This window comes from Streptomyces sp. NPDC059900 (assembly GCF_050270335.1).
Classification (GTDB): Bacteria; Actinomycetota; Actinomycetes; order Streptomycetales; family Streptomycetaceae; genus Streptomyces.
On record NZ_JBNNJZ010001161.1, the window covers coordinates 1 to 1,087 of the forward strand.

Annotated in this window: 1 protein-coding gene; it reads right to left on the reverse strand. The window is 72.2% G+C overall.

Annotated features, from left to right (window positions below):
• On the reverse strand, nucleotides 1-1,039 hold a 1,039-nt coding region (locus ACQKIP_RS48055; protein ID WP_427745940.1), incomplete at its 3' end, for a lactate 2-monooxygenase.
• Between the last annotated feature and the right edge of the window lie 48 nt (nucleotides 1,040-1,087).

Consider the following 1,087-nt stretch of genomic DNA (forward strand, 5'->3'; position numbering starts at 1 on the left):
GGCCGTAGGCGTAGGGCCGTCCCAGGAGCACCGCCTCGGCGCCGAGCGCGAGCGCCTTGAAGATGTCGTCGCCGGTGCGGACGCCGCTGTCGAACAGGACGCTGAGGCGGTCGCCGACCGCCTCCACCACACGGGGCAGGGCGTCGGCCGCCGCGACGGAGCCCGCGACCTGGCGCCCTCCGTGGTTGGAGACCACCACGCCGTCCATGCCCGCGTCGGCGGCGCGGCGCGCGTCGTCCGGGTGCAGGATGCCCTTGAGCACGATCGGGCCATCCCAGTTCTCGCGCAGGAAAGCCAGGTCCGGCCAGGTCTTGGCGGGATCGGCGAACATCCCGACGAAGTGCATCACCGCCGCGTTCGGGTCCTCGTGCACGGGCTTGGCCAGGCCCGCCCGGAACGCCGGGTCGCTGAAGTAGTTGGCGGTGCCCACCCCGTGCAGGAACGGCAGATACGCCTGGTCGAGGTCGCGCGGCCGCCAGGCGAGGAGCGGGGTGTCGAGGGTGACGACCAGCGCGGTGAAGCCCGAGGCCTTGGCCCGGTCGAGGAAGCTCTTGGTGACGTCACGGTCCTTGGCCCAGTACAGCTGGAACCACCGCTGTCCGTCCCCCATCTCCTCGGCGACCTGCTCCATGGGGGTGCTGGAGGCCGAGGACAGGATGTACGGGACGCCGCGGGCCGCGGCCGCGCGGGCGGCGGCGGACTCGCCGTCCGGATGCATGATCGACAGGACGCCGATGGGAGCCAGGGCCAGCGGCGCGGGCAGCCGGTGGCCGAGCACCTCCACGGACAGATCGCGTTCGTGTACGTCGCGCAGCATGCGCGGCACGATCCGCCGCCGCTCCAGTGCCTCGCGGTTGGCGCGGGCGGTGCTGCCGTTGCCCGCGCTTCCCGCGACATAGCCGACCGGTCCGGGGCCGAGCCGCTGCTCGGTCAGCTCCTCCAGGCGGGTCAGGTCGGTGGGCAGGCGGGGTACGGCGCCAGTCATGCCGTTGAGATAGATCTCGTACTGGAAGTCCGCCCAGTTCGGCGTCGTCGTCATGTGGAGGATCCCGTCCGGTGGCCGTGAGACTGCGTGCGACAGCCAGAG